26 protein-coding genes are annotated in these 25130 nt (G+C 69.7%); 16 read left to right on the top strand and 10 right to left on the bottom strand.

The window, feature by feature from the left end; translation table 11 throughout:
• Complete coding sequence (locus WA670_RS17395) at positions 1–345, top strand: DUF3099 domain-containing protein (RefSeq protein WP_051728718.1); 345 nt, start codon at positions 1–3, stop codon at positions 343–345.
• A 391-nt stretch (positions 346–736) separates the two neighbouring features.
• Here the strand turns inward: WA670_RS17395 and WA670_RS17400 are convergent, their stop codons facing one another.
• The 3 genes from WA670_RS17400 to WA670_RS17410 are packed head-to-tail and all read right to left on the bottom strand — an operon-like array spanning position 737 to position 3183.
• Positions 737–1606, bottom strand: a complete 870-nt coding sequence (locus tag WA670_RS17400) for a carbohydrate kinase family protein (protein WP_037819195.1) — start codon at positions 1604–1606, stop codon at positions 737–739.
• Positions 1603–2517 carry a pseudouridine-5'-phosphate glycosidase gene (locus tag WA670_RS17405; protein WP_037819193.1) on the bottom strand — a complete coding sequence of 305 codons (915 nt, stop codon included), beginning with the start codon at positions 2515–2517 and terminating at the stop codon, positions 1603–1605. The genes WA670_RS17400 and WA670_RS17405 overlap by 4 nt, the downstream gene beginning before the upstream one ends.
• Before the next feature lie 9 nt (positions 2518–2526).
• A complete protein-coding gene (locus tag WA670_RS17410; protein ID WP_336158276.1) occupies positions 2527–3183 on the bottom strand; it encodes an HD domain-containing protein in 657 nt (218 codons plus the stop codon).
• An 84-nt stretch (positions 3184–3267) separates the two neighbouring features.
• On the opposite strand from WA670_RS17410, the gene WA670_RS17415 reads away from it, so the two are divergent.
• Complete coding sequence (locus tag WA670_RS17415) at positions 3268–3510, top strand: DUF3039 domain-containing protein (protein ID WP_020657970.1); 243 nt, start codon at positions 3268–3270, stop codon at positions 3508–3510.
• Between the two features lie 128 nt (positions 3511–3638).
• Positions 3639–4490 (top strand): hypothetical protein, encoded by an 852-nt coding sequence (locus WA670_RS17420; RefSeq protein WP_336158277.1) that lies wholly within the window; start codon positions 3639–3641, stop codon positions 4488–4490.
• Positions 4491–4492: 2 nt separating this feature from the next.
• Here WA670_RS17420 and WA670_RS17425 read toward each other — a convergent pair whose 3' ends face one another.
• Positions 4493–5719, bottom strand: coding sequence for a YihY/virulence factor BrkB family protein (locus WA670_RS17425; protein ID WP_336158278.1), 1227 nt, complete (start codon positions 5717–5719; stop codon positions 4493–4495).
• 227 nt (positions 5720–5946) lie between these two features.
• Between WA670_RS17425 and WA670_RS17430 the strand changes: the two genes are divergently transcribed.
• From WA670_RS17430 to WA670_RS17450, 5 genes are all read left to right on the top strand, one after another.
• Positions 5947–7692, top strand: a complete 1746-nt coding sequence (locus WA670_RS17430; protein ID WP_336158449.1) for a DEAD/DEAH box helicase — start codon at positions 5947–5949, stop codon at positions 7690–7692.
• Positions 7693–8041: 349 nt separating this feature from the next.
• Positions 8042–9178 carry a sugar ABC transporter substrate-binding protein gene (locus WA670_RS17435; RefSeq protein ID WP_037819186.1) on the top strand — a complete coding sequence of 379 codons (1137 nt, stop codon included), beginning with the start codon at positions 8042–8044 and terminating at the stop codon, positions 9176–9178.
• Between the two features lie 95 nt (positions 9179–9273).
• Positions 9274–10047, top strand: coding sequence for an ATP-binding cassette domain-containing protein (locus WA670_RS17440; RefSeq protein WP_037819184.1), 774 nt, complete (start codon positions 9274–9276; stop codon positions 10045–10047).
• A 17-nt stretch (positions 10048–10064) separates the two neighbouring features.
• Positions 10065–11498, top strand: coding sequence for a sugar ABC transporter permease (locus WA670_RS17445; protein WP_134668167.1), 1434 nt, complete (start codon positions 10065–10067; stop codon positions 11496–11498).
• 22 nt (positions 11499–11520) lie between these two features.
• Positions 11521–12690 (top strand): ROK family transcriptional regulator, encoded by a 1170-nt coding sequence (locus WA670_RS17450; RefSeq protein ID WP_043829305.1) that lies wholly within the window; start codon positions 11521–11523, stop codon positions 12688–12690.
• Between the two features lie 979 nt (positions 12691–13669).
• On the opposite strand, the gene WA670_RS17455 is transcribed toward WA670_RS17450, so the two are convergent.
• Entirely contained in the window at positions 13670–13849 is a 180-nt protein-coding gene (locus WA670_RS17455) for a DUF7455 domain-containing protein (protein WP_037358805.1), read from the bottom strand.
• Between the two features lie 341 nt (positions 13850–14190).
• Between WA670_RS17455 and WA670_RS17460 the strand changes: the two genes are divergently transcribed.
• Genes WA670_RS17460 through WA670_RS17470 form a run of 3 tightly spaced genes read left to right on the top strand, consistent with a single transcriptional unit; the run spans position 14191 to position 17145 of the window.
• Complete coding sequence (locus WA670_RS17460) at positions 14191–14991, top strand: EamA family transporter (protein ID WP_037819232.1); 801 nt, start codon at positions 14191–14193, stop codon at positions 14989–14991.
• 58 nt (positions 14992–15049) lie between these two features.
• A complete protein-coding gene (locus WA670_RS17465) occupies positions 15050–16402 on the top strand; it encodes a glutamine synthetase family protein (protein ID WP_336158279.1) in 1353 nt (450 codons plus the stop codon).
• Complete coding sequence (locus WA670_RS17470) at positions 16390–17145, top strand: DUF6885 family protein (RefSeq protein WP_238607525.1); 756 nt, start codon at positions 16390–16392, stop codon at positions 17143–17145. The genes WA670_RS17465 and WA670_RS17470 overlap by 13 nt, the downstream gene beginning before the upstream one ends.
• Here WA670_RS17470 and WA670_RS17475 read toward each other — a convergent pair.
• Complete coding sequence (locus tag WA670_RS17475; RefSeq protein WP_336158280.1) at positions 17115–17501, bottom strand: winged helix-turn-helix transcriptional regulator; 387 nt, start codon at positions 17499–17501, stop codon at positions 17115–17117. The two genes, WA670_RS17470 and WA670_RS17475, sit on opposite strands and share 31 nt — an antisense overlap.
• Between WA670_RS17475 and WA670_RS17480 the strand changes: the two genes are divergently transcribed.
• On the top strand, positions 17401–18198 hold the full coding sequence (locus WA670_RS17480; protein WP_255807056.1) for an NAD(P)-dependent oxidoreductase: 798 nt from the start codon (positions 17401–17403) through the stop codon (positions 18196–18198). The genes WA670_RS17475 and WA670_RS17480 overlap by 101 nt on opposite strands.
• Before the next feature lie 2 nt (positions 18199–18200).
• Here WA670_RS17480 and WA670_RS17485 read toward each other — a convergent pair whose 3' ends face one another.
• From WA670_RS17485 to WA670_RS17500, 3 genes are all read right to left on the bottom strand, one after another.
• Positions 18201–19634, bottom strand: coding sequence for an APC family permease (locus tag WA670_RS17485; RefSeq protein ID WP_037819174.1), 1434 nt, complete (start codon positions 19632–19634; stop codon positions 18201–18203).
• 169 nt (positions 19635–19803) lie between these two features.
• A complete protein-coding gene (locus WA670_RS17495) occupies positions 19804–20457 on the bottom strand; it encodes a response regulator transcription factor (protein ID WP_336158281.1) in 654 nt (217 codons plus the stop codon).
• On the bottom strand, positions 20454–21629 hold the full coding sequence (locus WA670_RS17500) for a sensor histidine kinase (protein ID WP_442893109.1): 1176 nt from the start codon (positions 21627–21629) through the stop codon (positions 20454–20456). The genes WA670_RS17495 and WA670_RS17500 overlap by 4 nt, the downstream gene beginning before the upstream one ends.
• A 124-nt stretch (positions 21630–21753) precedes the next feature.
• Between WA670_RS17500 and WA670_RS17505 the strand changes: the two genes are divergently transcribed.
• Genes WA670_RS17505 through WA670_RS17520 form a run of 4 tightly spaced genes read left to right on the top strand, consistent with a single transcriptional unit; the run spans position 21754 to position 23910 of the window.
• Positions 21754–22323, top strand: coding sequence for a hypothetical protein (locus WA670_RS17505; RefSeq protein WP_336158283.1), 570 nt, complete (start codon positions 21754–21756; stop codon positions 22321–22323).
• Positions 22320–22523 (top strand): hypothetical protein, encoded by a 204-nt coding sequence (locus WA670_RS17510; protein ID WP_037819169.1) that lies wholly within the window; start codon positions 22320–22322, stop codon positions 22521–22523. The genes WA670_RS17505 and WA670_RS17510 overlap by 4 nt, the downstream gene beginning before the upstream one ends.
• Positions 22524–22533: 10 nt before the next feature.
• The gene (locus tag WA670_RS17515) at positions 22534–22911 is read left to right on the top strand and encodes a hypothetical protein (RefSeq protein ID WP_336158284.1); all 378 of its coding nucleotides are present in this window, start codon (positions 22534–22536) and stop codon (positions 22909–22911) included.
• Between the two features lie 21 nt (positions 22912–22932).
• Entirely contained in the window at positions 22933–23910 is a 978-nt protein-coding gene (locus tag WA670_RS17520) for a phosphotransferase family protein (protein ID WP_336158285.1), read from the top strand.
• Here the strand turns inward: WA670_RS17520 and WA670_RS17525 are convergent.
• Entirely contained in the window at positions 23899–25089 is a 1191-nt protein-coding gene (locus tag WA670_RS17525) for an MFS transporter (RefSeq protein ID WP_336158286.1), read from the bottom strand. The two genes, WA670_RS17520 and WA670_RS17525, sit on opposite strands and share 12 nt — an antisense overlap.
• Between the last annotated feature and the right edge of the window lie 41 nt (positions 25090–25130).

Here is a 25130-nt window from a genome sequence, read left to right on the forward strand (position 1 = left end):
ATGGAACACGGAGGTGGTGCTGTGAACGCACCCCACGGAGCCGATCCCCGCCCCGAACCTGTGTTGATCACCGAGGCCGAGCCGTCGCTGGACGATCAGCTGGCGGCGCGGAAGCGGAAGTACGTCATCATGATGGTGTGCCGGATTCCCTGTCTTATTTTGGCCGGGCTGACTTATCACACGTGGTGGCTGGCTATTTTGTTTTTGGTGATTTCCGTGCCGTTGCCTTGGATCGCTGTGCTGATCGCTAATGACCGGCCGCCTAAGAAGTCGGAGAAGGTCAATCGGTATGCGCGGGATGCTCGGCAGATCGAGGGGCGGAAGCATCGGGTGATTGACGGGTAGCGTCCGTCTGTTTCGGCTCGTCGCCTGGCGGCGACATTGCCGTGGGGGTTGCGTGGGGCACCCCGAAGCTTGATTGTGCTGACGGTCTGAGGGTGCTTGTCAAGGCGGGAAAGATGCCTTGACAAGCACCCTCAGACCGCAGATGAGCTTCGTATCGGGGTGCGGGGGTGGTGTGGGTGCCTCGCTGGTTTGGGTGCGTCGGCTGCCGGTTCTCAGGTGGGGCTAGCGCCCCAATGTGGCATTGGGCGCATGTGACGCACCCAATGTGGCGTTCGGTGCGTTTGACGCACCCAATGCCACATTGGGGCGCATCCCGGGCGGCGAGGGTGGGGCCGTGAGGGGGCCCTGACGGAATCTGGGGCTGTCAGGGGTCCCCTCGCGGGCCTTTGTTTTAGGGTTGCGGGCCGATTCGGCTTACTGCCAGTGCGCCTAGTTGGGTGCCTGTGCGTAGTACGTCCACTGTGGACTTTCCGGCTAGCCAGGTGGTGAGGACGCCTGCGTCGAAGGCGTCGCCTGCGCCGGTGGAGTCCACGCAGGTTGTTTCTACTGCTGGGACTGAGGAGACGCCGGTTGCGTCGATCCAGCTTGCGCCGTCCAGGCCTGCGGTTACTACTACTGCGCCTACGGTGTTCAGCAGTTCGGTGGCCGAGGAGGGGTCTGCGGAGCCGGTCAGGGCGACTAGTTCTTCGGTGTTCGGCATGAGCAGGTCGGTGCCGCGTACGTCGTCCAGGAAGGCTGACGGGTCGTGGATGTGGGCGGCTGCTTGGGGGTCCACGGAGGTGGTCAGCCCGGCTTTCTTCGCGGCGGCCAGTGCGGCTAGGCCTGCGGGGCGGGAAGACGGGTCCAGCAGGACATAGCCGGACAGGTGCAGGTGGGTGGAGCCGGCCAGGGCCTCGGGCGTGACGTCTTCGGGGGCGAAGCGTTTGTTCGCGCCTCGGTCGGCGAGCATGCTGCGTTGGCCTTCGCCGTCTACTAGGACTACTACGCAGCACGTCGGGGCTTCCGGATCGGTCGCGAAGGCGCAGCGGACTCCTGCGGCTTCCAGCTCGGCTCGGATCAGGCGGCCGCCCGAGTCGTTGCCGATTCGGGCGATCAGGGTGGTTTCTGCGCCCAGGGAGCGCAGCCACAGGGCGGTGTTCGCTCCGGCACCGCCGCCGGTGAAGCGGATTGCTGCTCGGGCGTCGCCGCCGTGGGGGAGGGGCTGGTCGTGTCGCGCGACGACGTCTAGGCCCGCGTCGCCGACTACTACGATTCCGGTCACGACAGCGCCACCGCCACCTCGGTCGCGAGTTTGGCGTTGGACAGCACCAAAGCCTCGTTCGCGTCGATGCTGACGCCTTCGCTGGCGGTGTGGAAGTGTTCGAGCAGCACGGGGGTCACGTCCGCGCCGTGTACGTCGCCGTCGGCCAGTTTTGCCAGGCCCTCGCGCAGCAGGCGGTCGTGCAGTGCACGGTCCATTTCGGACTCTTCCGGGATCGGATTTGTCAACAGTACGCCCGAATTCGCGTACCGGCGGTGCGCGGAGATGACCGCGGCGGCCTGCTTCGGGTCGTCCACGCGCCAGCCGACGGGGTGGCCGGACGAGCGGAGGTAGAACGCGGGGAAGTCGTCGGTGCGGTAGCCGAGGACGGGCACCGAGTTCGTTTCCAGCACTTCCAGGGTGGCGGGGATGTCCAGGACGGACTTCACGCCGGAGCACACGACCACGGTCGGCACCTTGGCGAGGACGCCGAGGTCGGCCGAGACGTCCCAGCTCTGTGCCGCGCCCAGGTGCACGCCGCCGAGGCCGCCGGTCGCGAAGACGCCGATCCCGGCTGCCGCGGCGAGCGCCGAGGTTCCGGCGACGGTCGTGGCGCCGGAGCGGCCGAGGCCGACTGCGGGGCCGAGGTCGCGCAGGGACAGCTTGTCCAGGCCGGCGTCGGGGGCGCAGACGCGCTCCAGTTCGGCGGGGGACAGGCCGATGACCGGCCGTCCGTCCAGTACGGCGATGGTGGCCGGGACGGCGCCGCCGTCTCGTACGGTTTGCTCGATACGGCGGCCGACGTCGAGGTTCCGTCCGTACGGGAGGCCGTGCGAAAGGATCGTGCTCTCGAGCGCGACGACGGGGTGACCGTCACGCAACGCCGAGGCGACTTCCTCGTGGACGAACAGGGGAGTGGTCTGGGTGGTCACGAACGGACATCATCTGTGATCGCCGCGCACGCTGCGGCATCGGGTCAGCTCTGCCTGCAGATTCTGCCGCGCGGCGGCTTCCCAGCGTGAGCGCGCGCTTTCGGTGAGGTACAGCGCGGGTCGCGCGAGGAGGCTTTCCAGCACCGCGGCGCGGCCGGTCGCCCAGGCGTCGTCGGGATAGCGCGCGTACTCCTGGCGCACGTTGTCCACGTACGCGGCGTACACGGCGGGCGGTGCGCCGAGGATGGCTAGGTCGGCGTCGAGGAGGGCTGCTGCGGCTAAGTCGCCTTCAGGGGCTTCGTGGGCGGCGGTGGCGAGTACGAGGGCTTCGGCCTGGTCGATGTGCGCAGCGGCAATCCCTGCGCGCGTGAGCCAGCGGCGAAGCCACTCCGCGCTGCGCTGCTCGTCTTCGCCGGGTACGGCGTCGTAGACCACGTCGTGTGCCCACGCGGCGAGTACGACGACAGCGCGTTCGTGGAAGGGCAGGTCGGCCGCTAGCTGCTCCGCGTCGTGTGCGACGGCGGTGGCGTGGGCGAGGTCGTGGTAGCGGCGGTGCGGTTCGGTGTAGCGCGTTTCGAGGTCGGCCCAGGCGTCGTGGCCGACGCGGTGGTCGCCGCCGAGGCGGGCGAGGCAGCTGTGCCAGCGGGGTGCGGACTCGTGCGGCATCCGGGCTCCTGAGGGGTCCCTTGGCAGGTCAGGCGAGCCTAGCCGGGCATTACCGCGGGCGCGGCGCTGAGGCATGATGGTGGGGTGAGCACCGAAACGCTGACCAAGCCGGAGACCGACAGCACCGAGTCGACCGACGACGACTCGCCGAAGATGTTCCACTACGTGCGCAAGAACAAGATCGCCGAGAGCGCGGTCATGGGCACGCACGTCGTGGCGCTCTGCGGCGAGGTCTTCCCGGTCACGAAGTCGCCCAAGCCGGGGTCCCCGGTCTGCCCCAAGTGCAAGAAGATCTACGAGGGCCTCCGTCCCGGCGGCGACGACTGAGCGCGCTTCCCGCGCGTCCCGGTGCGCGGGAACAAAGGTGAAAATCCTTCACTCGGTGGCTGTGCACCCGGGGAGGAACTGGTAGACCTGCAGTCCGGCCAGTCGCCTCCCCGCAGGAGTGTCCCCGCATGCGCGCAACCGGGATCGTGCTTTCCCTCGTCGTCCTGATGTCCGCCTTCAGCGCCGTCGCGGCGGGCGCCGCGGACGCGGTGACCGGATGGACCACCCTCGGCTCGGACCGGGCCCGTCCGCTCGACGAGAGCCAGGGCCTCGCCACTGTCGAGCGCTCGTCCGGCACCAGCATCCGCTACACCGGCATCGGCACCGTCGACCCGGGTCTGGCCTCGAAGGGCTGGAACCACATCGGCGACCCGGGGTCGGCGAAGGGCTGGTACGTCGAGCCCTACCAGCGCGACGACCGCGGCGCGAAGCTCTTCCGCGTCGAAGCCCCGGACGGCTCCCGCGCCGACTACCAGCACGCGCTGGAATCGTGGGAGGCCAACAACAACTCGTTCGCCGCGGTGTCGCCCGACGCGCGCTGGCTCGTGTCCGGCGAATGGGGCACGATGGACCGCCTGCTCGTCTACCCGATGCCCGGCGTCGCGGCCACCGACCCCGGCCAGAACCTGCCGTACGCCTCGGCGATCCGGCTCGACCACCAGGTACGCGACGTCCAGGGCTGCGATTTCGTCTCCGCGACCCGGCTCATGTGCTCCTCCGACGACCCGGACGGCAGCCTCTTCGGCACCACCAAACCGCTGCTGCAGGTCGATCTCTCCGGTTCGGTCTCCGGCTCCGATGTCACCGGGCACGTCACCTCGCTCGGCCAGCTGCCGCTGGAAAGCGGCTGCGGCGGCAACTTCGAGGTCGAGGGCATCGACTACGACGAACGCGACGGCGGCACCCTGCGCGTGGTCGTGATGTCGCCGAGCGTCTGCATCGCCTTCGACAGCAAAACGTGGCGGTTCCGCCAGGGCTGACCTCAGCCCTGCTGCGAGCGCGGTTCCGAGCCGGAAGACGGCTCGGAGCCGCGCTGGTCCGGGGCACGCTCAGGCCGCGCGAGCTGCACGGTCTCGGATTCGGGGCGCTGCACCTCGGTGCCGTTCGGCTCGTCGTGGCCGGTCTCGGACTCGGCGGTGTCGTCTTCGGGGTGCCGTTTCGGCCGGCGCAACGGCATCGTCGTGCGGTCCCACAGACGGCGGCCCTCCTCGGCCCGCATCCGCTCGTTCGCGCGTTCCATCTCCAGCCGCCGCCACTTGCGCCGCTGCCGCCGGGTCGCCTTCGCGGGCCACAGCTCCTGGATCGCGCTGTTGAAATACGCGCCGCCGACCACCGCGAGGCCGATGAAGAACATCAGCAGCAGGAACGCGATCGGCGCGGCGAGCGCGCCGTAGGTGTAGCCGGTCTTGGTGATCCAGTTCAGGTAGATCCGCAGCCCGATGCTCGACACCAGGAACACCACGCCGGCCAGCATCGCGCCCGGCAGCCCGCGGTGCCAGGGCAGCCGGCGCGGCAGCGCGAGCTTGTACAGCGTCGTCAGCGCGAGCGCGATCATCACGCCCAGCACCGGGTAGTAGAGCGTGCCGACCCAGGACGAGACCGTCGGCCGCCAGTCGACCGGGAAGAACTCCGGCAGCAGGTCCGGCCCGATCGCCAGCAGCGGAAGCCCGATCACGAGCCCGATCAGCGCGCACAGGTACAGCAGCAGCGCGAAAATCCGCTGCCACACCTCGTTGCGGACGCCGTACTGGTCGTGCGCGACGGTGATCGCGTCGACGAACGACGACATCGCCGACGAACCCGCCCACAGCGAGATGACGAAGCCCACGGACACGATCTCGCCCTTGCCGACGGTGAGGATGCTGTTCACCGTCGGTTCGATGATCTCCTGCACGGCGTTGGCGCTGAAGATGGTGTGGCTGAAGGTGATGATCCGGTCGTGCACCGCGGTGACCACGTTCTGGCCGAACCACTCGCCGATGAACCCGACGCTGCCCAGCAGCCCGAGCAGCAGCGGCGGGAGCGACAGCGTCTGCCAGAACGCCGCCTCGGCGGCCTCGGAGAAGATGTTGCCGTCCCACGCTTTCGCGAGCGTGCGGGTGAGCAGCCGCCACGGCCCCCTGCGCACGGTCTTCTCCGGCACGCTCTTCTTCGGCACTGCCTTGCCGTCCGGCTCTGCCTCGCCGGCGTCCGGTGTCACCTCGCCCATGGTGTGTCCCAGCATGGTCCATGCGCGCGGTTTTGGCTCGTCACCCCCGCCGAGAGGGGGCGTGTCGGAGGACACCACCCGTGGCGGTGGCGGGCGCCCGGGGACTCGGAAGGTAAGCTGGCCGACGTGCCCTCATCGCGGCGCCCGGCGGCGAAGCCGGTGCCACAGTGGGGGTTTTCGCACGTCACGGCCGCGCGGAGCGGCCCGAGGAGGGGGTGAACCGAGTTTTGTCCGAGACGACCCAGCCGGTCCTCGGGGCGCCGCCCGCAGCGACGGACTCCACCGCGCGCCCGCTGCGCGCCTGGCAGCGCCGAGCGCTCACGAAGTACCTGTCGAGCAAGCCGAAGGACTTCCTCGCGGTCGCGACGCCGGGCGCGGGCAAGACCGTCTTCGGCCTCCGGATCGCCGCCGAACTGCTGTCGGACCGCACGGTCGAGGCGGTCACGATCGTCACCCCGACCGAGCACCTGAAGCACCAGTGGGCGGCCTCGGCCGCGGCGGCGGGCATCCCGATCGACTCGAACTTCCGCAACACCACCGGCGTCACGTCGTCGGACTACCGCGGCGTCGCGGTCACCTACGCGCAGGTCGCCGCGCACCCCACGCTGCACCGGGTGCGCACGGAGAACCGCAAGACCCTGGTGATCCTCGACGAGATCCACCACGCGGGCGACGCGAAGTCCTGGGGCGACGCGACCAGCGAGGCGTTCACGCCCGCGGTGCGCAGGCTCGCGCTCACCGGGACGCCGTTCCGCAGCGACGACTCGCCGATCCCGTTCGTCACCTACGAACCGGACGGCGGCGGGTTCCAGCGCAGCAAGGCCGACCACTCCTACGGCTACTCCGACGCCCTCGCCGACGGCGTGGTCCGGCCGGTCGTCTTCCTCGCCTACTCCGGCGAGGCGTCGTGGCGCACCAGCGCGGGCGAGGAGTTCACCGCGCGGCTCGGCGAGCCGCTCACCGCGGAGCAGAACGCGCGCGCTTGGCGCACGGCGCTCGATCCGGCGGGCGAGTGGATCCCGGCGGTGCTGCAGGCCGCCGACACGCGGCTCAGCCAGGTACGGCAAGGAATCCCGGACGCGGGCGGCCTGGTGATCGCCACCGACCAGGAAACCGCGCGCGCCTACGCCAAGATCCTGGAGCGGATCTGCGGCGAAACGCCGACGCTGGTCCTGTCCGACGACCCGAAGGCGTCCGGGCGGATCAAGGAGTTCTCCGAGACCAAGGAACGCTGGATCGTCGCGGTCCGGATGGTGTCCGAAGGCGTCGACGTCCCGCGGCTGGCCGTCGGCGTGTACGCGACCAGCGCGTCCACCCCGCTGTTCTTCGCGCAGGCCATCGGCCGCTACGTGCGGGCCCGGAAAAAGGGCGAGACGGCGAGCATCTTCCTGCCGAGCGTGCCGGTGCTGCTGGAACTGGCCAGCGAGCTGGAAGCGCAGCGCGACCACGTGCTCGGCAAACCGCACCGGGAGAAGGAAGGCTGGGACGACGAACTGCTCGCCCAGGCCAACCGCACCGAGGACGAACCGGGCGAGGAGGAGAAGGCGTTCACCTCGCTGCACGCCTCCGCCGAGCTCGACCAGGTCATCTACGACGGCAACTCGTTCGGCACCGCGGTCTTCTCCGGGTCCGACGAGGAGCAGGAGTACCTCGGCCTCCCCGGGCTGCTGGAGCCGGACCAGGTCCGCGCGCTGCTGCGCAAGCGGCAGGAAGAGCAGATCTCCGACGAGAAGCGGCGCAAGCCGAAGGGCGAGCAGCCGGCCGCGCCGCCGGTCCGGTCGCAGTCGGTGAGCGAACGGCTCGGCGCGCTGCGCAAGGAGCTCAACGCGCTGGTCGGCGTGTACCACCACCGCACGAAGAAACCGCACGGCGCGATCCACAACGAACTGCGCCGCCAGTGCGGCGGCCCGCCCACCGCGATGGCGACGGTGGAGCAGCTCGAAGAGCGCATCGTCACGCTGCGCTCCTGGTAGTTCTCCGGGCACCGCGGCGGGGCGCACGGCGGGTCCGTGCGCCCCTTCCCCAGGTAGAACGGTTCGTCCGGTTCGATCCGGGCGCCTGAACGGGCACCCCTGCCCTGCGGACCGGACAAGACCGGACAAGTTCTCGTTACGCTCGGTGCGTGGCAGGGATCACTCAGTCAGCGCAAGCCCCTGATGAGGGCTGCGTTGCCGAACCGTGTCCATTTGGTGTCGGTTACTCGATCCCGCCATCTTCCGCAGAGCCGCTCCGCGGCATATGTTGTCGGCCACAACATATCTGCGACGGTGCACGGGGACCCCTCCCGATCACCCCGCGAGCATGATCGGAGAAGGAACGAGGATGCGCACCAGAACCCTTACCCTCCTCGCCGCGACGGTGAGCGCCGGCCTGGCGCTTTCGGCGTGCGGCGCCAACAGCGCGGGCTCCGGCAACTCGGGGGACAGCAAGAGCTCCGCCTCCGCCCCGGCAGGCGGCGGCGCCAACGGCAAGGTCGGCGTGATCCTGCCGGAGACCGCCACTTCGGCCCGCTGGGAAGCCTTCGACAAGCCGATGCTGCAGGCCGCGCTCTCCGCGCAGGGCTTCAGCGCCGACATCCAGAACGCCCAGGGCGACAACCAGAAGTTCTCCACCCTGGCCGACGGCTTCATCAGCTCGGGCGTCAAGGTGCTGGTCATCGCCCCGTCCGACCCCGCGGTCGGCGCGGCGATCGAGGCCAAGGCCAAGAACGCCGGCATCCCGGTCATCGACTACGACCGCCCGAGTCTCGGCGGTTCGGCCGACTACTACGTCTCGTTCGACAACGAGAAGGTCGGCGAAATCCAGGCGCAGGGCCTCGCGGACGCGCTGAAGAGCAAGCCGGGAGCCAACGTCGTCCAGATCGAGGGCGCGCCGACGGACAACAACGCGACCCTGTTCGCCAACGGCCACGACAAGGTCCTCAAGCCGCTGTACGAGTCCAAGGCGCTGAACCTCGTGCAGAAGCAGCCCATCGACAACTGGGACGCCCAGGTCGGCGGCACGACGTTCGAGCAGATCTTCACCCGCGTCGGCGGCAAGGTCGACGGCGTCGTCGCGGCGAACGACGAGCTGGCGGGCGCGGTGATCACCGTGCTGAAGAAGAACGGCCTCAACGGGAAGGTCCCGGTCACCGGCCAGGACGCGACCGCGGCCGGGCTGCAGGCGATCCTGCGCGGCGACCAGACGCTGACGATCTTCAAGCCGATCAAGGAAGAGGCCGAGAACACCGCGAAGCTGGCCGCCGCGCTGGCCAAGGGCGACAAGGCCGCCGCCGACGCGATCGCCACCGGCAAGCTGCACGACCCGAAGAACAACCGCGACCTGAAGTCGGTGCTGCTGCAGCCGCAGCTGATCACGATCAAGGACATCAAGACCGTCGTCCAGCAGGGCTACGTCAAGGCGTCCGACATCTGCACCGGCGACCTCGCCGCCAAGTGCACCGAAAACGGCATCTCCTGACGCAGCAGTAACTCCCCGCCAGAGCAGCCGGGCCGGGACGCGTTCCCCCGACGCGCGTCCCGGCTCGGTATCCACGCGAGAGACAAGCGAATCCCATGAGCGAGCCCATTCTCGACATCACCGGCCTGAACAAGAGCTTCGGCCCGGTCCACGTCCTGCACGACGTGGACTTCGCCGTGCGGGCGGGCGAAGTGACCGCGCTCGTCGGCGACAACGGGGCCGGCAAGTCCACTTTGGTCAAATGCATCGCGGGCATCCACCCGTACGACACCGGAGCCGTGCGGTTCAACGGCGCGGACGCGCACATCCGCGGCCCCAAGGACGCCGCCGAACTCGGCATCGAGGTCGTCTACCAGGACCTCGCCCTCGCCGACAACCTCGACATCGTGCAGAACATGTTCCTCGGCCGCGAGCGCGGCAGCAGCTGGCTGCTCGACGAGGCCAGCATGGAGAAGGCCGCGCGCGAGACGCTGGCGTCGCTCGGCGTGCGCACGGTGAAATCCGTCCGCACCCCGGTTTCCTCGCTGTCGGGCGGTCAGCGCCAGACGGTCGCGATCGCGAAATCCGTGCTGTGGAACAGCAAAGTCGTCATCCTCGACGAACCGACCGCGGCGCTCGGCGTCGCGCAGACCAAGCAGGTGCTCGATCTGGTGCGCCGGTTGGCCGAACAGGGCCTCGGCGTGGTGCTGATCAGCCACAACATGGCCGACGTGTTCGAGGTCGCGGACCGGATCGCGGTGCTGTACCTCGGCCGGCTGGTCGCGGAGGTGCAGACCGGCGACGTGACGCACAGCCAGGTCGTCGAACTCATCACCGCGGGCCGATCGGGCGATCTCGGCCTGGCCCGTCCCGAAGCTGTCGCGCTGTGAGCGAGAAAGAACCCGCCATGACCGAAACTTCCGAGAAGCCGCAGACGCCGGACGCGCCCTCCGGGGCGATCGCCGACTTCGGCATCGACACGACCTCGCTGTCCACCGGCGAGGCGATCAAGGACTACTTCGCGCGGATGAAGGACGGGCAGCTCGGCTCGATTCCCGCCGTGCTCGGCGTGATCGTGCTCGCCGTCCTGTTCAGCGCGCTGTCCGGCGACTTCTTCACCCTGCAGAACATCGCCAACCTGCTCGAGCAGGGCGCGGGCCAGACCATCATCGCGATGGGCATCGTGTTCGTGCTGCTGCTGGGCGAGATCGACCTGTCCGCGGGCACCGCGTCCGGCGTCTGCGCGTCGCTGATGGCGCTGCACTATGTCCACAATGGAAACCTGCTGGGCTCCATGGGAACCGGCGTCTTCATCACGTTCATCGCGGTGCTCGTGCTCGCGGTGGTGCTGGCGCTGCTGCAGAAGATCTGGGCCGGGGCGGCGGTTTCGCTGATCGGCATCGTGGTGATCATGGTCGGCGCGCCGGTCAACGCGTGGGTCGAAATGCTCATCGCGGTCTGCACCGGCACCGCGATCGGCTGCATCACCGGTTTCCTGGTGTCGAAGATCGGCATGCCGTCCTTCGTCGTCACGCTGGCGCTGTTCATCGTCTGGCAGGGCGTGATCCTGCAGTTCGTCGGCGAAGGCGGCACGCTGCCGATCAGCACGAGCGACACGCTCAACGCGGTCGCCAACGGCAACCTCTCGATCGTCGGCAGCTGGGTGCTTTTCGTCGTCGCGGCAGGCGGATACGCGGTTCTCGCGCTCGGACAGCACTTCTCGCGGCTGAAGCGCGGGCTGGTGGTCCAGCCGACGCCGATCGTGCTGGCGAAGGTCGGCGCCATCGCGGTCGTCGCCGCGGTCGCGACCTATCTGCTCACCATCAACCGCGCGTCGAATGACCTCGTCGTGATCGCGGGCGTGCCGTACGTGGTGCCGATCGTCCTGGTCCTGCTGGTGGCGGGCACCTACGTGCTCAACCGCACCAAGTACGGGCGGCACCTGTACGCGGTGGGCGGCAACAAGGAAGCCGCGCGCCGCGCCGGCATCAACGTGCCGAAGCTGCGCACCAGCGTGTTCGTGATCAGCTCGTCGTTCGCGGCGATCGGCGCGATCGTGTACTCGTCGAAGGTCGGTTCGGTCAGCGGCCAGTCCGGCGGTCTCAACACCCTGCTGTTCGCGGTCGGCGCGGCGGTCATCGGCGGCACCTCGCTGTTCGGCGGCAAGGGCCGGATCATGGACGCGGTGATCGGCGGCGCGGTGCTGGCGATCGTGAACAACGGTCTCGGCCTGCTTCAGCAGAAGGCCGCGGTGGTCAACATCATCACCGGCCTGGTGCTGCTGCTGGCCGCTTCGGTGGACGCGTTGTCGCGACGGCGGGCTGAGGCGTCAGCACGCTGAGGGCAGATGGGAAGATGATCCGGTGAGCAGCCCGCCCGTCGCCCGCCCGGACGAGGTGCGCCGGCACAACCGCACGACTCTGTTGCGCCTGCTGCACGTCGGCGGGCCCAGTACGCGGGCTGCCCTGGCCACCGAACTGGGGCTCAACCGGAGCACCATCAAGACCCTCGTCGACGGTCTCGCCGAGGCAGGCGTGGTCGAGGAAAAAGTGCCGAGGCCAGGGCGAGGGGCGGGCCGCCCCTCGCTCCTGGTCCTGCCGCAGCCGCACGCCGCGGTGGTGCTCGCGGTCGATTTGCAGGTCGAACACGTGGCGATCGCGCTGGTCGGGCTCGGCGGGCAGATCCTCGGGCGCAACAGCTGGAACCTGCACACCCGGACGCGGACCGCGGACGAGGTGATCACGCACGTGATCGAGTCGACCCGGGTCCTGGCGAGCGACCTGGGCGTGGAACCGATCGCGGTCGGCGTGTCGGTGCCCGGGGTGGTGCGACGGGCCGACGGGCTGGTGCACGAAGCGCCCAACCTGCGGTGGACCGATGTGGCGCTCGGGGACCGGCTGTCGGCGGTGCTGCGGATTCCGGTGCTGGTGGCCAATGACGCCGAACTGGGCGCGGTTGCCGAGCATTTGCGCGGGGCGGCTCGGGGGTCTTCGGACTCGGTGTACGTGTCCGCGGACGTCGGCGTCGGCGGCGGGGTGATTTCGCAGGGGTCTTCGCTGCGCGGCGGCGCTGGGTATGTCGGCGAGATCGGGCACATGGCGATCCGGCCTGGCGGGCGGGCTTGTTACTGCGGCAGCCGCGGATGCTGGGAGACCGAGATCGGCGAGGCCGCGCTGTGCCGGGCCCTGGGGTTGCCGGAGGACACGCCGCGCGGGGTGATTCTCGTTGAGCTGCGGGAGCTGGGGCTGGATGCTGTCGCGGCTTCTTCCCGGTTGGCTGAGTATGCGGAATGGCTGACGTTGGGGCTGGTCAACGTGGTCAACCTGCTGGGGCCGGAGCTGGTGGTGCTGGGGGATTTGCTGACTGTGCTGCCGGAATCGGTGATGCGGGCGGTTGCCGAGGAGGTTCGGGGGCGGAGTTTGGTGTCTCGGGCTGTTGGGGGGACGCGGATCGTGAGTTCGGCTTTGGGGGCGGATGTGAAGCTGCTGGGGGCTGCTGAGGTGGCTTTTGAGGTGGTTCTGGATACGGTTTGAGTCGTTCCCTTCGGCTCGTCGCCTGGCGGCGACATCGGCCCTTGGTTGCGTGGGGCACCCCGAAGTTTGATTGTGCTGACGGTTCGGGGGTGCTTGTCAAGGCGGGAAAGATGCCTTGACAAGCACCCCCGAACCGCAGGGGAGCTTCGTATCGGGGTGCGGGGGAGGGGCTGGGTGCCTCGCTCGTTGGGTGCACTGGCTGCGGTTTGGGCTGGGTGCCGCGATGCTTTGGGTGCATCGGCTGCGGGAGCGGCTTGGTGCCTTGATCGTTCCGTATGTCGGCTGCGGCGAGCGGCTTGGTGGCTCGATCGTTGGGTGCATCGGCTGCGGTCTGGTGGGTGGCGGTTTAGCGCCCCAATGTGGCATTGGGTGCATCCCACGCACCGAACGCCACATTGGGTGCAGCTGACGCACCCAATGCCGCATTGGGGCGCATCCCGGCGGCGGTGGGTGTGGGGCGAGCGAGGCAGGGTCGTGAGGGGAACCCTGCGGGAATCAGCGGCCGTGAGGGTTCCCCTCACGGCATGCCAGCTGGCCAGCCTGCGCAAACATGGTTGCTCGAGGTCTGTGAAGGGCTCCTTGAGGGAATCCAATTCCCTCAAGGAGCCCTTCACAGACCTCGGGGAAGCGTCTCGCGCTCGGAGCGTGCTCTTGCTCGGTTAACGGGGCAGGAACGCGGCGAGGCGGCGCCCATGGGTTGTGCCCCCGGAGGTCAGCACTTGCCTAGGTGGCGGGTGTGAGGGAAGTCGGCATTCGCCGAGGCGGTCGGGGCGAGGGGGTCAGCACTTGCCGCCGTGGCGGGCGTGCGGGGCCAGTGCGGAGGCCCAGGACCGCTCAGGCAGCCGGGTGGAGCCGGTTCGCGCTCAAGTGCCTGACGCGGCCACAGCAAACCGAGTGCGTAACTCGGCCCGAAAAACGCCGGAGGCGGCAAGCGCGCTGCGCCTGCCGCCTCCGGGTAGCTGTTGTCGGGTGAGCGAACTTACTTCTGGATCTCCGCGGCCAGTTCCTTGAGCTTGGCCTCGTGCTCGCGGGCGTGGTGCCCGCAGAAGAGCAGCTCGCCTCCGGAGCTGAGGACAGCGCGTACCTGAGCTGCTGCTCCGCACCGGTCGCATCGGTCGGCTGCGGTCAATTCGGGGCGGGTGAGCGTCGGCGTTGTCATGGGGGTCTCCCTCCGTCCCGGCACCGGTCGCCCGGTGCCTCGATCCAGCTACGCCCACTTCGGTGTCGATGCCTTCGGCGGGGATCGCTTCCGGCTCCGCTGTGTTCGTGCTTCCACTCTTGCAGACGTTTGGCGGCCCGCAAGTGTTCCCGCGCCGGTGGGAGGTGCGTCACGCCGAATTAGCCCGGTTGCCGCAGCGGCGTCCCAACCCGTAGGACCAGACCACCCGCCGCTTGGCGTTTTCCGTGGTCAGGCACCATGCGGGAGTGGGCATTGCACTCTCCTGGAAACGCGTGAACGCGATTCCGGCACCGGTCTTGTTCGTTCTCAGCGGAATTTCCATGTATGCCGGTGCGGCCATCGCGGTCGACCTCTTCGGGCACGCCACGCCCTCCGGGGTTGCGTGGCTGCGCTGTCTCGGTGCGGCCGTCGTGCTGCTGCTGTGGCGGCGGCCACCGAAAGCAGCCTGGCGGGGCAAGCGGCTGCTGCTCGCGGGCGCTTTCGGCGTCGTCACGGCGGGGATGAACGTGGTCTTTTACGAGGCCATCGCGCGATTGCCGCTGGGCACGGTCGTCGCGCTGGAGTTTGCCGGTCCGGTGGTCGTAGCGGCGATTGGGTCACGGACCCGGCGCGATTTGATCGCGCTGGTCCTGGTGGCGCTCGGGGTGGTCGCGATCGCGGACGTGCGGATCGCGGGCAGTCCCCTCGGCGTCGTGTTCGCGCTGGCCGCGGCGGCTGCTTGGGCTGGGTACATCGTGCTGGGCAAGCGGGTCGCGATCGGCGGGGACGGGCTGGATTCGCTCGCGGTCGGGTTCGTGGTGGCGACCGTCGTGCTGTCGCCGCTCGCGCTGGGCACCGGCGAAGTGTGGGGTTCGCCACGCATGCTGCTGCTCGGGATCGGCGTCGGCGTGTTGTCCACCGTTGTGCCGTACGCGCTCGACCAAGTGGTCCTGCGCCGTCTCGGGCAGGCGCGGTTCGCGGTGCTGCTGGCATTGCTGCCGGTGACGGCGGGGGTCGTCGGGTTCGTGGTGCTCGCGCAGGTGCCGAGCGTCGTCGAAGCGATCGGGACGCTCGCCGTCGTCGCGGGAGTGGCGTTGCGCAGCCGTGACGACTCCGGGCCGGTCACTGAGCCGCCCGGGTGAACATTCGCGGATGGCCCGGACGGCGTGGGCCCGCGATACTGATCCCGAGGAGGTTGCCATGACCAAGGCGGCGTCGGCGGCGGCGAAAGACCTGGCCGCGGCGGGGGTCGGTGGCGTCCACCTGGCCTGGGCGGACAACAACGGCATCCCGCGCTCGCGGGTGGTCCCGGTCGGCGGGCTGGCCGACGCGGCGGTCCGCGGCGTGGGCGCGACCTCGCTGTTCGCGGTCTTCGACAGCCACGACGCCATCACGTACGCCCATTCCGGCCTCGGCACTCCGTCGGGCGACATCCGGCTGGTACCGGTCGTGGAACGCCTCCGCCGGCTCGCCGGGCAGCCTGCGCTGGCTTGGGCACCGGTGCGGCAGATCGCGGCGGACGGTTCGCCGTGGCCGTACTGCCAGCGTTCCGTGCTGGAGCGGCAGGTCGCCGAGGCAGCACAACGTGGTCTCGAATTCCGGGCGGGGTACGAGCTGGAGTTTTCCGTAGCGCCAGCGGGCAGCGAGGACGTCGCGTCCGCGCCGGGACACCGCGGTCCGGCCTACAGTCCGCACGCGCTGATCGGCCTGGACGACTTCATCGCCGCGCTGCTGCACGATTTCTCCGCGAACGGCCTGCAGATCGGCCAGCTGCACGCGGAATACGGCGTGGCGCAGCTGGAATTGTCGCTTGCCGCCACGGATCCGGTCTCCGCGGCGGACGACCAGCTTCTGGCGCGCCAGACCATCCACGCGGCCGCGCACGCACACGGGCTGGTGGCGACTTTCGCGCCGATGATCGGCCTCGGAGCCGCGGGAAACGGCTGGCACTTGCACACTTCGGTCCGTCGCAAGGGGCGCAACCTCCTGGCTGGCGACGGGGTGCCGCAAGGCGAAGGCGCGGCGTACCTCGGCGGGCTGCTGCGGGATTTGCCCGCGCTGACGGCGATCACCGCGCCGAGCGTGCCGTCGACGATGCGGTTGCGGCCAGGGTTTTTCGCTGGTGCGTATGCGTTTTGGGGCGTCGAGAACCGCGAAGCGCCGCTGCGGTACGTCCCGGGCACGGCGCTGCTCGGGACGGAGCACGCGAATGTCGAGCTGAAGACGTCGGACGCGTCGGCCAATCCGTATCTCGCGCTGGCGGTAGTGCTCGCTGCCGGAATGGCCGGGATCGAGGATTCGGCGGTGCTGCCGGAGCCGATCGCGGAGGACCCGGGCGGCTGGAGCGAAGGGGAACGGAACACCGCGGGCGTGCTGCCGCTGCCGGCGAGTCCGTCCGAACAGGACACTGCGCTGCTGGCGAATCCGCGCGTGTCCGGGGCGCTGGGGGACGAGCTGCTCGGCGCGTTCCGCGCGGTGCGCGCCTCGGACGCGGCGTGGGCCGCCGAGCGGGCGCCTGAGGAGATCGTGGCGGCGCATCTGTGGCGGTACTGAACACGGGGCTTTCCGACGTCCACTGGCTTCCCGGCGGTGCGCGCCTGGTCGCCGAGGCCCGGGCGGAACTGCCGCAGAAAGACGGGTTGGCGGCGGCCTTCACCGGGCTCGTGACGCTGCGCGCGGCGGACATCGCGGTGCCGGACCAGGACGAGGTCGCGATCGCTGCCGGGACCGTGCGCGCATCGCCCAGTCGTCCGGCAGGTGCGTTGTCCCGCAACGACTTCCGCCTTCCGGTGCCGTTCGACGAGACAGCTGCGGGCACCTCGCTGGACGGCTTGGCCGCAGCTATCCGGACGCTGTCGGAAGAGAAGCTGGCGGTGGTTCCGGCGCTGGGGGCGTGGAGCGCGTCGACGGTCTCGGATTTGCTGCTGGGCCTGTGGGAATTGCCGCGAGTGGCGGTGCTGGCGCGGGTCGACCCGGCGGAACTGGGATCTCCGGACACGCCGGAACGAGCGCTGCTGGACTACCTCGACACCGGCATCCCTCCACTGTGGACGAACCGGTGGCGGCCGCCCGCGCCGCATCACGTGCTGATCGCCGGAGTCCGGCTCGGCGCGGAGGGAACGCTGCTGTCCGTTGTGGACACTTACCGCGAACTGGGCGACGACGGCGTGCACGACCAGCCGGTGGAATGGATCGCGGCGGGGCTCGAATCGGTGCTGCTGGTCGCGGATTCCCGGTACGCGGAGGCGTTGGCGCAGGCGGTTTCCTACGCCGGGTTGCGCACCGGCGCGGCGTAGTGTTCCTGCGCGTCCAGCAGTTCTTCCCAGTGCTCGGCGACCCAGCCGTACACCGTCTTCATCGGCTCCAGCAGGCTGCGGCCCAGCGGCGTCAGCGCGTATTCGACGCCTGATGCCGGGTCGGCGTGCGCCGTGCGGGAGACGAGGCCGGTGCGTTCGAGGCCGCGCAAAGTCTGGGTCAGCACCTTCGGCGTGACGCGATGCAGCGGCACCCGCAGTTCGGAGAACCGGCGCGGCCCGTCCTCCAGGCAGCGGATGACCAGCGCGGACCACTTGTCCCCGAACCGGAACGGCACCAGCGCGGACGGGCACAGCTCCTCGAACAGGTCGGGAGGCAAGGGCTGCCGAACGGTCATCGCGGTCTCCTCTCGAAGTATCCCGGAGGGAACCGGCCCCCTGGCTACCTTCCAGAGCATCGACACCTCAGGAGGTATTCCCACGATGAGCAAGATCGTTGTTTTCGGGGCGGGCGGCCGGGCCGGACGGCAGGCGGTCGCGGAGGCACGGCGGCGCGGGCACGACGTCACCGCGGTGGTCCGCGATCCCGCGCGCTACCGAGACTTGGCCGACGTCGTCGCAGGCGATGTCACCAGCGCGGACGATGTCGCAGCCCTCGCCGCCGGGCACGACGCGGTCATCAACGCGGCCGCTGTTTACGGCGAGGGCACCGACCCGCACGCGTTCTTCACCAACGCCGCACACGCTCTCGTTGCCGGATTAGCGCAGGCTCGGCTGGTCGCGGTCGGGCTGTCCGTGCTGCTGCCCACCGCTGACGGAACCCGGGCGCTGGACTCGGGTCCGGCGGAGTTCCGGCCCTTCTGCCTGGCACACGCGGCGGGGCTCGAGGTGTTGCGCGCCGAAGGCACCGGGCTGGACTGGGTGTACGTCAGCCCGGTCGGCGACTTCGACCACGACGGCGAGCGCACCGGCCGCTACGAAATCGGCGACCAGTTCGACTTCTCCGCCAAGATTTCGTACGCCGACTTCGCCGTGGCGCTGCTCGACGAGGTCGAGAACCCGCGGCACCACCGTGTGCACCTGGCAGTGGCCTGAACCTACTTGGCGAAGCGGGAGTGCTTACGGCCGTAGAAGAAGTAGATCAGCAGGCCGATCACGAGCCACGCGGCGAACCGGATCCAGGTCATCACGTCGAGGTTCAGCATCAGGTAGAAGCACGCCACCGCGGCGATGATCGGCACCACCGGCGAGAACGGCACGGTGAACGGGCGCTTCAGGTCCGGCCGGCGCTTGCGCAGCACCGGCACCGCGACCGCGACGATGATCATCGCCGACAGCGCCCCGATGCTGACCATGTCGGCCAGCGCCGAGATCGGCACGAACGCCGCCAGCACGGCGATCAGCGCGGCCCCGCCGATGGTCATCCGGTGCGGCGTGCCCCAGCGCGGGTGCGCCGTGCCGATCGCCTTGGGCAGCAGGCCGTCGCGGCCCATCGCGAAGCCGATCCGGCCGATCGTGACCAGTTCGACCATCATCACCGACGTCAGCCCGGTGACCGCGCCCAGCGAGATCAGCGCGCCGACCCAGTGCTGGCCGACCCGGTCGAACGCGTCCGCGAGCGGCGCGCCGGAGTCGATGTCGGTGTAGTGGACCATGCCGGTCAGCACGATCGAGACCCCGATGTAGAGCACCGCGCACACGGCCAGCGCGCCGAGGATGCCGACGCGGAGGTCCTTGCGCGGGTTGATGGTCTCCTCGCCGAGGTTGGCGAGCGCCTCGAAGCCGGTGTAGGCGAAGAACACGACCGCCGCGGCGGTGACCATGCCGGCGATGCCGTACACCGACTGCTCGAGCCCGAGGACGGCCTGGACCACCGGCTGGTGCAACGCGTTCGCACTGCTCGACGGCGGCTGCGCGGGCGGGACGAACGGGGTGAGGTTCGCACCCTTCACGAAGAACACGCCGACGGCGAGGATGAGCACGCAGACCGCGACCTTGACGAGCACCAGCAGGTTCGTGAGCCACGAGGACTCCTTGATGCCGACCACGGCCACGACCGTCAGCACCGCGATGATCAGCACCGCGCCGACGTTGACCGTCGCGCTCTCGCCGAACCAGTCCGGCGACAGCCCGAGCAGGTTCGCGAGATAGCCGGACCAGCTGCGCGACACCACGGCCGCGCCGAGCGCGAACTCCAGCAGCAGGTCCCAGCCGATGATCCAGGCGAAGACCTCGCCGAGGGTGGCGAAGGCGTAGGTGTAGGCGCTGCCCGCGGTCGGCACGCTGGAGGCCAGCTCGGCGTAGCAGAGCGCGGCGAGGCCGGCGACCACCGCGCCGATCACGAACGAGAGCGTCACCGACGGCCCGGCGTGCGTTTTCGCCTCGACCCCGGCAAGGGTGAAGATCCCGGTGCCGATGATGATGCCGACGCCGAACCCGATCAGGTCGCGTCCCCTGAGCCGCCGCTTCAGCTCGCCGGATTCCTGTCGCTTGAGGACTTCGTCGACGTCGAGAGTTCTCCGCTCACCCATGGGGGAACGTTAGAAGGTGACGGCCCGACGCGCAGATCGGCTATCCGGGTGGAGTGAGGCCGTGGTCCTGGGCGAGCATCGTCGCCTGGACGCGCGAGCGCGGGCTGAGCTTGGCGAGCGCCCGGGAATCGTGGGTTTTCGCGGTGGCTTCGCCGGAGGCGCGGGTCCGCTATCCGGGCGGCTCGATGCCGTGGTCCTGGGCCAGGATCGCCGCCTGCACCCGGGATCGCAGGCCGAGCTTGGCCAGCACCCGCGAAACATGCGTCTTCACCGTCGCCTCGCCGATGTACAGCCGGGCGCCGATCTCGGCGTTCGAGAGCCCTGCGCCGAGGCAGCCGAGCACCTCGCGTTCGCGTTCGGTGAGGTCGGCGAGACCGGTCGGCGCGGGCGACAGCCCGGCAGGGGTGCTGGCGAACGCGGTGATCAGCCGTTTCGTGACCTGCGGGGCGAGCACGCCCTCGCCCGCCGCGACCAGCCGGACTGCCTCGATCAGCCGCGGCGCCTCGACCGACTTCAGCAGGAACCCGGCGGCCCCGGCGCGCAGTGCGGCGTGCACGTACTCGTCGAGGTCGAAGGTGGTGAGGACGAGGACTTCGGCGAGCCCCTCGGCGATCAGCTGGCGGGTGGCGGTGATCCCGTCGGTGCCGGGCATCCGGACGTCCATCAGGACGACGTCCGGCCGCAGCGCGCGGGCCTGGCGCAGGGCTACCTCGCCGTCGGCGGCCTCGCCGACCACCTCGATGCCCTCGGCGTTGCCGAGGATGAGCGCAAGCCCGGCGCGGATGGCTCCGTGGTCGTCGGCGACGAGGACTCGGACGGTCATGACGGCTCTCCGGCAAGGGGAAGTTCGGCGTGGACAAGCCAGCGCGGCCCCGACGGTCCTGCTCGCAGGGTGCCGCCGACGGCGTGCGCGCGCTCGCGCATGCTCAGCAAACCGTGCCCGCCGCTGTCGGACTGGGTCGCCGCGCCGAGCAGTTCGTTGCCGATTTCGACGGTCAGCGTGTTGCCGGCTACGCGAAGCCGCACGGTCACCCGGCCGCCCGGCGCGTGTTTGACCGCGTTCGTCAGCGACTCCTGCGCGATCCGGTACGCGGTGAGGTCGACCGCGGTCGGCAGTTCTTCGTCCACAGTGGAATCCACGGTGACCGTCATGCCGGCCGCGCGTGCCGATTCCACCAGCCTGGCCAGTTCGGCCAGCCGGGCCGGAGCGGTGACCTCGTCCTCGGCGGATTCCGAACGCAGCAGGCCGATCATCGCGCGCATTTCCTCCAGCGCGCGCACGCTGTTCTCCCGCACCGCGACGAGCACGGTCTGCGCGGTCTTCGGATCGTCCGCCATGGACAGTGCCGCCTCCGACTGGATGGCGATCGCCGACAGATGCCCGGCGACGACGTCGTGCAGGTCGCGGGCCATCCGCGCGCGTTCGGCCGCCACCGCTGCCCGCCGGTCCAGCGCGGCGATCGTCGCGAGCTGTTCGGCGTTGGCACGTTCGGACGCCGCGATATCGCTCTGCTGGCGCACATTCGCGCCCCACCACACCGGGACCAGCAGGAACGACAGCATGCTGAACGCGCCCAGCGCCGCCGCCCGCCAGCCCGCCACTGCCAGGAACACGAACAGCACGGTGAGCGTGACGGTGGCGGTCACGCCGACCAGCACCCGGGTCGTCCAGCGTGAACCGTGCAGCATCGCGGAGTACAGGAAATCCGTGTACGCGATGACGATCGGCAGCGACAGGCCCAGCGCGACGTCGACGCCGACGATCCCGGTGGCGGCCAGCAGCCCCCACGGCACTGTCCGGCGCAGGAACGCGGCGAGGCACATCGCGCCCAGTTCGGCGAACCGGACCCAGAGCGGGAACGGGTCGCCGTTCGGCAGCAGCTGGTGGCCGCCGGTGAGGTACAGCATCGTGCCGCCGGCGAACACCGCGAGCGCGACGAGGCCGTTCTGCTGCCACGGCGGCAGTTCGCGCGGCCGGGGGAGGGCCGAGCGCAGGTCTCGCAGGCGCACCCGACCATGACAGCACACCGCGGCGGCCCGGTCGTCCTACGAAATGATGACCCCTCGATCGTGCCGTCCGCTGACGCGCGCGGACGCCCGAGCCCGCGACAGTGAAGCCATGGACGAGTTTCTGAACAGCCCGCTGACCGCCGCCATCGTGGCGTGCGAGATCGGGTTCTGGGTCTTCATCGCGGCCGGGCTGCTGACCCGGTACGCGCTGCGCAAGCAGAAGGCCAGCACCGTGCTGCTCGCGCTGGTGCCCGTGGTGGACCTGGTGCTGCTGGTGATCACGGTGATCGACCTGATGAACGGTGCGACGCCGAACGTGACGCACGGGCTGGCCGCGGTGTATCTGGGCTTCTCGGTGGTGTTCGGCCCGTCGATGGTGGAGTGGGCCGACGTCCGGTTCGCGCACCGCTTCGCCGGCGGTCCGCGGCCGGAGAAGCTGTACGGCCGCGCTAAGGCCCGCAAGGAATGGCGCGAATGGGCCAAATGCGTGCTGGCCTGCGCGATCAGCGCCGGGCTGTTGCTGCTCGCGATCGTGGTGGTCGGCAAGTCGGGCCACGTCGAGCCGCTGTGGGGCTGGCTGCCGCGGCTGGGCACGGTCACCGGTCTGTGGTTCGTGTTCGGACCGCTGTGGCAGGAGATTTTCGGTTCCTCCGCGCCGAAAAAGGAGGCGTCGCGATGATCGAGCTGATCGGCGTTCTCCTGGTGGTGCAGGGCGCGGGCGGGCTGATCAACCGGATCGCCGGATCCGAGCACCCGAGCTGGTTCCTGCAGTTGCACGTGCTGCCGCCGCAGCTGCACGTGATCGCCAGCATCGTCCTGCTCGGCGCGGGCGTGGCGGTGCTGTTCGCGAACCGGGCGCGCAACCGCCGCCGCGGCTAGACTCGGGAGCATGGCGGCCGGTCCGGTTCTGCTGTTCGCCGTGGTCAGCGTGGCCCCCTCGGCGTTGTTCTGGGCTGCCCTCCGCGTCCCGGCGCTCTGCCGCTGGCTGCGTCGGGGACGTGGCGCTCCCGTGCCGTCCGCACCGCCGGTGGAGCAGGTGGCTGCGGACTTGCGCCGAGTACGCCGGACCCTCGCGCAACTCCCCGCCGGAACGCCTGCCGCGCGCCGCATCGGCACCCGGCAGGCGTACGACGAACTGCTCGTCACCGCCTGCCGCGAGATCGGCGTCGAACACCGGCTCGACGGCTTGCGCGAGGGTGCCGACCGGGATCTCGAACGGCTGCGGATCGAGGAATCGCTGAGCCGTAAAGGATTAGTGCTGTCCTGAGCGGAGTGGCAGGATGCTCCGGTGGACTTCCAGCCTCAAGACCGGCCTTCGGACGCGTTCCAGCAACCCCTCTCCGCCGACCAGATCGAACTGCTGTGCCGCCGCGCGCTCGGCACCAGCGTGCGGTCCGCCGTCGAAATCGGATGGGGCGGCTACAACAACACCTACCGGGTGGAACTGGCCGACGGTCCGGCGATCCTGCGCGTCGCCCCGGAACCGGCGCGGCAGACCCGGATCGAGCCCCAGTTCATGCGCAACGAATACCTTGCCGCGCCGTACTTCGCGCCGATCTCGCCGCTGATGCCGCGCACGCTCGCCGCCGATTTCACGCACCAGGTCATCGGCCGCGATTACGTGCTGCAGGCCGTTCTCCCCGGAGAGCCCGGCCCGGAAGTCCTCCGGGGCCTCGAGCCGGAGGAACGGGCGCCGTACTTCCGCCAGCTCGGCGAAATCACCCGCGCCATCCACGACGTGCGCGGCCCCGGCTTCGGTCTCGTGGCCGGGCCGCATTTCCCGACCTGGAGCGAAGCGCTGATCGCGTACTTCGAGGACAACGCCGCGGACGTCGAAGACCTCGGCCTCGACGGATCGGACCTGCGCGAGGTAGCCGCTTGGGCGAAGCGCGACGCGGCGCTGCTCGACGAGATCGCCGAACCGCGTCTGCTGCACGGGGACCTGTGGCACGTGAACGTGATGCTGACGCCGGAACTGGAGATCGTCGGGGTGTTCGACCACGACCGCAGCTGGTGGGGCGACCCGGCGGCGGACTGGACGATCCGCATGGCGTCAGCGAAAACCGGCTCGAGGCGGGACTGGTTCTGGGACACCTACGGCCAGCCGGACACATCCCCGTCGGCGCGGCGGCGAGCGTTGTACTACGAAGCCCGCCATCTCGGTGCGGTCCGGTTGGAGCGGTATCGGCTGGGCAAGGAGGGGAAGGTCGAGGAGTCGTATCCGGAGGTGGCGGAGATCCTGACGGCGCTGGAGTCATCGGAGTAGCGGTTTTGCCATCGCCGCCGCCACACCGAGGATGACTGCGCCGGCGAGGAACGTCGAGGTGGTCGTTCCGTGGTCGACCAGGAGCCCGGCGGTGGTGGAGCCTGCCGCGGTGCCGAGGTTGTTGGCGGTGTTGACCCACGTGCTGGCTTCGGTGCGCTGGTGTTCGGGAACCAGCTTGTCCGAAGCCAGGTAGGACACGATGAACAACGGCACCACGGCCAGGCCGGCGGCGGCCATGACGATGCCCAGCACCACCAGGTTTTCCGCGGTGGCGGCGAGCGCGATTCCCGCGGCGAGGACGAGGATCAGCCCGGTCAGCTGGGTGGACGCTGGCCGCTTGTGTTTCCGTTGTCCCCAGGCGAGCCCGCCGAGGACGCTCCCGGCGGCGAGCGCGGCTTCGAGGTAGCCGGCGGCTCCTGGGTTGCCGTGTTCTTGTGCGCGGGCGGCGACGGTGGTGACGGCGATGCCGGTGCCCGCGGCGGTGATGAGGATGATCGTGGCGAGTGCGGAGAATCGGCGGCTGCGCAGCGGTCCGAGGCTCCAGCTGAGCGGTTCTGCCGACACGGCCGACCGAGTGGACCGGACCACTGGCGTCGCGCAGAGCGCCAGCGTGCCGCCGAACAGCAACCCCGCGGCGGCGAGCAGCGCGGCAGCCGGGAAGGCTGTCGCGACTATCGCGCCGGTGATGACCGGACCCGCGAGATAGAGGGTTTCCTCGCAGGCAGAGTCCAGGCTGTAGGCGCGCTCGAGGAGCGCGGTGTTCGCGGTGAGGCTTCGCCAGAGCATCCGCATCACTGGCCCTAACGGCGGGGCACAGACGCCGAAGAAGATGCTGAGCAGCAGATACGGGGCCGAGGCAGTGACGCCGGACCAGGCCAGCAGCGCTAGTGCGGCGAGTGGGGCGGCAGTGGCGGTGGCGAGAACGGGAAGGGTCCGAGCTGGCCCGAAGCGGTCGATGACGCGGGCTTTGAACGGCATGAGGATCGAGGAGAGCCCGAAGCAGGCGACGGCGGAGCCCGCGGCGGTGAAGGATCCGGTGGCCTCTTGGACGGTGAACAACAACGCAAGCGGGAGCACCCCGAACGCGAGACGGCCCGTCAATGCCGCGCCGAAGGTCGCGGCGGCATGCGGGATCGTCAGGACAGCACGGTAGCTCCCAGCACTCGATGTGCTGGACAAGAACAACTCCTGGGAACGGCGACACGGCCGCAGGGGACTGC

This window comes from Amycolatopsis sp. VC5-11, from assembly GCF_037034185.1.
Taxonomy (GTDB): Bacteria; Actinomycetota; Actinomycetes; order Mycobacteriales; family Pseudonocardiaceae; genus Amycolatopsis; species Amycolatopsis nivea.

What these genes read in the sequence shown, in the direction of transcription:
- WA670_RS17480 (WP_255807056.1), top strand. Translation starts at nt 17,401, where the DNA reads ATGACCAGCGCGGACCACTTGTCCCCGAACCGGAACGGCACCAGCGCG.
- WA670_RS17445 (WP_134668167.1), top strand. Translation starts at nt 10,065, where the DNA reads ATGACCGAAACTTCCGAGAAGCCGCAGACGCCGGACGCGCCCTCCGGG.
- WA670_RS17485 (WP_037819174.1), bottom strand. Translation starts at nt 19,634, where the DNA reads ATGGGTGAGCGGAGAACTCTCGACGTCGACGAAGTCCTCAAGCGACAG.
- WA670_RS17420 (WP_336158277.1), top strand. Translation starts at nt 3,639, where the DNA reads ATGCGCGCAACCGGGATCGTGCTTTCCCTCGTCGTCCTGATGTCCGCC.
- WA670_RS17425 (WP_336158278.1), bottom strand. Translation starts at nt 5,719, where the DNA reads ATGGGCGAGGTGACACCGGACGCCGGCGAGGCAGAGCCGGACGGCAAG.
- WA670_RS17505 (WP_336158283.1), top strand. Translation starts at nt 21,754, where the DNA reads ATGGACGAGTTTCTGAACAGCCCGCTGACCGCCGCCATCGTGGCGTGC.
- WA670_RS17395 (WP_051728718.1), top strand. Translation starts at nt 1, where the DNA reads ATGGAACACGGAGGTGGTGCTGTGAACGCACCCCACGGAGCCGATCCC.
- WA670_RS17515 (WP_336158284.1), top strand. Translation starts at nt 22,534, where the DNA reads ATGGCGGCCGGTCCGGTTCTGCTGTTCGCCGTGGTCAGCGTGGCCCCC.
- WA670_RS17455 (WP_037358805.1), bottom strand. Translation starts at nt 13,849, where the DNA reads ATGACAACGCCGACGCTCACCCGCCCCGAATTGACCGCAGCCGACCGA.
- WA670_RS17495 (WP_336158281.1), bottom strand. Translation starts at nt 20,457, where the DNA reads ATGACCGTCCGAGTCCTCGTCGCCGACGACCACGGAGCCATCCGCGCC.
- WA670_RS17440 (WP_037819184.1), top strand. Translation starts at nt 9,274, where the DNA reads ATGAGCGAGCCCATTCTCGACATCACCGGCCTGAACAAGAGCTTCGGC.
- WA670_RS17510 (WP_037819169.1), top strand. Translation starts at nt 22,320, where the DNA reads ATGATCGAGCTGATCGGCGTTCTCCTGGTGGTGCAGGGCGCGGGCGGG.
- WA670_RS17410 (WP_336158276.1), bottom strand. Translation starts at nt 3,183, where the DNA reads ATGCCGCACGAGTCCGCACCCCGCTGGCACAGCTGCCTCGCCCGCCTC.
- WA670_RS17465 (WP_336158279.1), top strand. Translation starts at nt 15,050, where the DNA reads ATGACCAAGGCGGCGTCGGCGGCGGCGAAAGACCTGGCCGCGGCGGGG.
- WA670_RS17475 (WP_336158280.1), bottom strand. Translation starts at nt 17,501, where the DNA reads ATGACCGTTCGGCAGCCCTTGCCTCCCGACCTGTTCGAGGAGCTGTGC.
- WA670_RS17460 (WP_037819232.1), top strand. Translation starts at nt 14,191, where the DNA reads ATGTATGCCGGTGCGGCCATCGCGGTCGACCTCTTCGGGCACGCCACG.
- WA670_RS17435 (WP_037819186.1), top strand. Translation starts at nt 8,042, where the DNA reads ATGCGCACCAGAACCCTTACCCTCCTCGCCGCGACGGTGAGCGCCGGC.